Raw genomic sequence first — 4200 nt, 5'->3', positions numbered from 1 at the left:
GCGGCTCCGACCGCCCCGGGGTTTGGGGGCGACCGTTCAGGATGCCGCGAGCGCGCGGCCGAGGGAATCGCCCGACGCCCACGCCGTGCGGACGGCGGGCGACTCGCCCCACGCGTCCCCGCACAGCGACAGCCCCGGTGAGCGGAAGAACGGCTCCCCGGTCGCGCGGAGCGGGCGCGCGAACGTCCACCGGTGGACGTGCGTCGCGACGGGTTCGGCGTCGATCCGGAGCAGTCGCCGCGTGGCCGCCACGACCGGTGCGATCGCGGCGTCCGGGTCGTCGAGGGACCGTCGCGCGGCATCACCGGTGGTGTGCACCACGAGAACCGGCATCTCGGTATCGCGATCAGGGTCGACGATCGCGTTCGGGATCGTCCTGCTCACGCTCATGGTGGTCATCCCGGCGCTCGTCCTCGTCGTGGCGATCCTCGTGCTGCGGGGACGGCGCAAGGTCGAGGTGACCACCCTGGGGTGGATGGGCGCGATGCTCTTCGCGACGATTCCGTTGCGCAACTTCCTGCCGGGATCCCCGCCGATCGGCTCGTGGATCGACTACCTCGTCGTCCTGTGGGTACTCGCCGCCCTGGTTGCGGGACTGGTGATCTTCGTCGTCGCCTGGATCCGGCGCGGACCCGCCGGAGAAGTCGTGTAGCGCAGTCACACCTCGTCCCATTTGTTGCCGGTGCGCGTCCCGATCGTTGCTGCCCACGGTTCGTTCGGGCAGCACGAAGTGAGACATGCTCCCGCCCGGACATGACGATGCCCCGGCGCGCGGCCGGGGCATCGTCGATCAGGACTCAGGCCTGGGTGGTCACCGCGAACTGCACGGAACCCTGTCCGTCCAGCTGTGCGTCGAGCACGCGGTCGTCGAGCACCTGGGCGGCGTCGGCGTCCAGGAAGACGCGGGCGCCGGAATTCTCCACGACGGCGTCCTCGGGCTCGGGGCCGTCGACGACGGACAGCCGGAACTGCGACTCCGGCGAGCCGGCGCCCTCGATGCGCACACCGCCCTGGGCGGCATCCGGCAGCTGGGCGGCGATGGTCTTGACGGCGGTGGTGGCCTCTTCGGTGAGCGTCAGCATGGGTGACTCTCCTTCTGTGTCGACGTCAGGGGCCAGCCACGATTCCGAGAATCGGGCGCGGTCTCAACCTCACGGCGCCATTGCCAGGGGATTCTCACGGAGCACTCAGGGCACTCCGCACCGCCGTCAGGGCAGCAAGCCCGCGCGGCGCGCCCGGGCCACGGCGGCGTGGCGGGTCGAGGCATCCAGCTTCGACATCGCCGACGCGAGGTACGACTTCACCGTGGTCTCGCGGAGATGGAGGGATGCCGCGATCTCGCCGTTCGTGGCCCCGACGGCCGCGCACGAGAGGACGTCCAGTTCGCGACGGGAGAGGTGGATGCCGGTGACCTCGGGCTCGATCGTGGCGTCGCCCGAGAGCGCGGCGAGGCGGGACTCCAGCTCTTCCAGGCGGCGCCGCACCCCTTCGTCCGGGACGGTGGCGGCGATGCTGCGCAGCTGGGCGTAGCTCTGGCGGATCTCCTCGCGCGCGCCCGCGCTGAGGCCGTCGTCACCGGGGTTGAGGGATGCGAGGCGGCGGTCGACCTCGTCCCGCACGCGCAGTTCCGTGCCGAGTTCGCCCGCGATGTCGAAGGCGGGGCGCGCCTCGCGCTCGCCGAGGGGCGCCTGTGCCCAGGAGCCGCAATAGAGAACGCCGCGCGCGCTGCCGCGGACGAGCACGGGCACGGCGAACAGGGTCGCGATGCCCTCCCCGAGAATGGCGCGGTCGTAGTCGTGCGTGATGGTGCGCGCGGTGCGGTAGTCGAGCGCCAATCGGGGGCGCCGTTCCACGAGTGCCCGACCGCCGAGACCGCGTTCGGCGTGGACGACCAGCCCCTCGATGCTGCGCGTGCGGGCTCCGACGACCGTGGAGACGTGGACGGCGCCGTCGTGTTCGAGACCACCGAACGCGACGGGGAAGTGCGTGCGCCGCGCGAGCTCGGTCACGGCGTGCGACACGAGCGTCACGTCGTCTCGGAGTGCGACCGGTGTTCCCACGAACTACCTACTTCCGGGGGTGACGGCTGCGTCGCCGCCTTTCGTAGCGTCGACCCTACCACCGGGAAGGCGCTCCGACCCGGTGTTTTCCCCCCTTCCGGTGCGCCGATGCGCCGGTCTCATGAGGCAAGGAGGCCACATGACGGATAACAGGATCGACGGCGCCCCGCGCGGCGTCGACTACATCGCGGTCGAGGAGTCCGCTCCGTTCCGGGAGCTGAAGCGACGGCAGCGCAGCTTCATCTTCCCGATGGCCGTGGCGTTCCTCGTCTGGTACTTCGTCTACGTTCTGCTCTCGTCTTTCGCTCCCGACTTCATGGCGCAGCCGGTGTTCGGCGCCGTCACCGTCGGCCTGGTCTTCGGGCTCGGGCAGTTCGTCACGACCTTCGCAATCACGATGGGCTACGTCGCGTACGCCAACCGGCGACTCGACCCCGGCGCGGAGAGCCTGCGCGTCGAACTCGAGCGGGCCGAGCGGGGTGAGTCGTGAACGAGGTCTTCGCCACCGTCCACGCGGCGGTCCAGACGGTCGAGAACAATCCGGTCCTGAACATCTCGATCTTCGGCGCATTCGTCGCCGTGACGTTGTTCATCGTCATCCGGGCGAGCCGCAACAGCAAGACGGCGGCCGACTACTACGCGGCCGGGCGTTCTTTCACCGGACCGCAGAACGGATTCGCGATCGCCGGCGACTATCTGTCGGCGGCCTCGTTCCTCGGCATCTGCGGGGCGATCGCGATCAACGGGTACGACGGGTTCCTCTACTCGGTCGGGTTCCTCGTGGCGTGGTTGGTGGCGCTGCTGCTCGTGGCCGAGCTCATGCGCAACACCGGCAAGTTCACGATGGCCGACGTGCTGTCGTTCCGCCTGAAGGAGCGGCCGGTCCGGATGGCTGCGGCCATCACGACCCTCGCGGTGTGCTTCTTCTACCTGCTCGCGCAGATGGCGGGCGCGGGTGGTCTCGTGTCGCTGCTGCTGGGGATCACCGAGCGTGTGGGCCAGTCGATCGTCGTGGCGGTCGTCGGCATCCTGATGATCGTGTACGTCCTGATCGGCGGCATGAAGGGCACCACGTGGGTGCAGATCGTCAAGGCGTTCCTCCTCATCGGCGGAGCCGTGGTCATGACGATCTGGGTCCTGGCCATCAACGGGTTCAACCTCAACACGCTGCTCGAGGCTGCGGTCGCCGCATCCCCGAAGGGCGAGGCGATCCTCGGACCCGGCCTGCAGTACGGCGCGAACCCGTGGGACTTCCTCTCGCTCGCGCTGGCGCTCGTCCTCGGAACGGCGGGGCTCCCGCACGTTCTGATGCGCTTCTACACGGTGCCCACCGCGAAAGAGGCACGTCGCTCGGTGGTGTGGGCGATCTGGCTGATCGGTGTGTTCTACCTCCTCACGCTCGTGCTCGGCTACGGAGCCGGTGCCCTCGTCGGGCCCGAGGCCATCCTGGCCGCGCCCGGCGGTGTGAACGCGGCGGCGCCGCTGCTGGCCCTCGCGCTCGGCGGACCGATCCTGCTCGGGTTCATCTCGGCGGTGGCGTTCGCGACGATCCTCGCGGTCGTGGCGGGCCTGACGATCACCGCGGCGGCGTCCTTCGCGCACGACATCTACGCCAACGTCGTGAAGAAGGGCAACGTCCCGCCCGACGGCGAAGTGAAGGTCGCGCGGCGCACGGTCATCGTCATCGGCATCCTCGCGATCGTCGGCGGGATCGGCGTGCAGGGGCAGAACGTGGCGTTCCTCGTCGCGCTCGCCTTCGCCGTGGCCGCGTCGGCGAACCTCCCGACGATCCTGTACTCGCTCTTCTGGCGCCGCTTCACCACGCGCGGCGCCGTGTGGAGCATGTACGGAGGCCTGGGGTCGGCGCTCGTGCTGATCCTCCTCTCGCCCGTGTTCTGGGGAGGCCCCACCAGCGTGTTCGCGAACACGGGTGTGGCGATCTGGCCGCTGAACAACCCGGGCATCGTGTCGATCCCGCTCGGCTTCCTCCTGGGCTGGCTGGGCTCGATCACGTCGAAGCAGACCGAGGATCCTCGCAAGGCCGCCGAGATGGACGTGCGTTCCCTCACCGGTTTCGGTGCGGAGAAGGCCTCGAACCACTGATCGCGTCCTCGCCCGGTCCGGCCAACGCCGGACGGGC

At 69.7% G+C, this 4200-nt stretch carries 6 protein-coding genes; 3 read left to right on the top strand and 3 right to left on the bottom strand.

Annotation, left to right across the window (positions count from 1 at the left end):
- Positions 1-36: 36 nt before the first annotated feature.
- Positions 37-399 carry a hypothetical protein gene (locus I5G_RS25870; RefSeq protein ID WP_187288828.1) on the bottom strand — a complete coding sequence of 121 codons (363 nt, stop codon included), beginning with the start codon at positions 397-399 and terminating at the stop codon, positions 37-39.
- Here I5G_RS25870 and I5G_RS25865 point away from each other — a divergent pair.
- Entirely contained in the window at positions 308-652 is a 345-nt protein-coding gene (locus I5G_RS25865) for a DUF4436 family protein (protein WP_306305784.1), read from the top strand. The two genes, I5G_RS25870 and I5G_RS25865, sit on opposite strands and share 92 nt — an antisense overlap.
- Before the next feature lie 145 nt (positions 653-797).
- On the opposite strand, the gene I5G_RS10705 is transcribed toward I5G_RS25865, so the two are convergent.
- Positions 798-1082: a (Fe-S)-cluster assembly protein gene (locus tag I5G_RS10705; protein WP_022879049.1), complete on the bottom strand. Its 285-nt coding sequence runs from the start codon at positions 1080-1082 to the stop codon at positions 798-800.
- Between the two features lie 126 nt (positions 1083-1208).
- Complete coding sequence (locus I5G_RS10700; protein ID WP_022879048.1) at positions 1209-2060, bottom strand: LuxR C-terminal-related transcriptional regulator; 852 nt, start codon at positions 2058-2060, stop codon at positions 1209-1211.
- Between the two features lie 139 nt (positions 2061-2199).
- On the opposite strand from I5G_RS10700, the gene I5G_RS10695 reads away from it, so the two are divergent.
- Positions 2200-2550 (top strand): DUF485 domain-containing protein, encoded by a 351-nt coding sequence (locus I5G_RS10695; protein ID WP_022879047.1) that lies wholly within the window; start codon positions 2200-2202, stop codon positions 2548-2550.
- Entirely contained in the window at positions 2547-4163 is a 1617-nt protein-coding gene (locus tag I5G_RS10690; protein ID WP_022879046.1) for a cation acetate symporter, read from the top strand. The genes I5G_RS10695 and I5G_RS10690 overlap by 4 nt, the downstream gene beginning before the upstream one ends.
- Positions 4164-4200: the final 37 nt, after the last annotated feature.

The sequence above is a fragment of the Microbacterium sp. B19 genome (genome assembly GCF_000333395.1).
Taxonomy (GTDB): domain Bacteria; phylum Actinomycetota; class Actinomycetes; order Actinomycetales; family Microbacteriaceae; genus Microbacterium.
The sequence above is the reverse complement of the archived record's forward strand: the minus strand, read 5'-3'. Positions and strand labels throughout refer to the sequence as shown.

What these genes read in the sequence shown, in the direction of transcription:
- I5G_RS25870 (WP_187288828.1), bottom strand. Translation starts at nt 399, where the DNA reads ATGACCACCATGAGCGTGAGCAGGACGATCCCGAACGCGATCGTCGAC.
- I5G_RS10695 (WP_022879047.1), top strand. Translation starts at nt 2,200, where the DNA reads ATGACGGATAACAGGATCGACGGCGCCCCGCGCGGCGTCGACTACATC.
- I5G_RS10705 (WP_022879049.1), bottom strand. Translation starts at nt 1,082, where the DNA reads ATGCTGACGCTCACCGAAGAGGCCACCACCGCCGTCAAGACCATCGCC.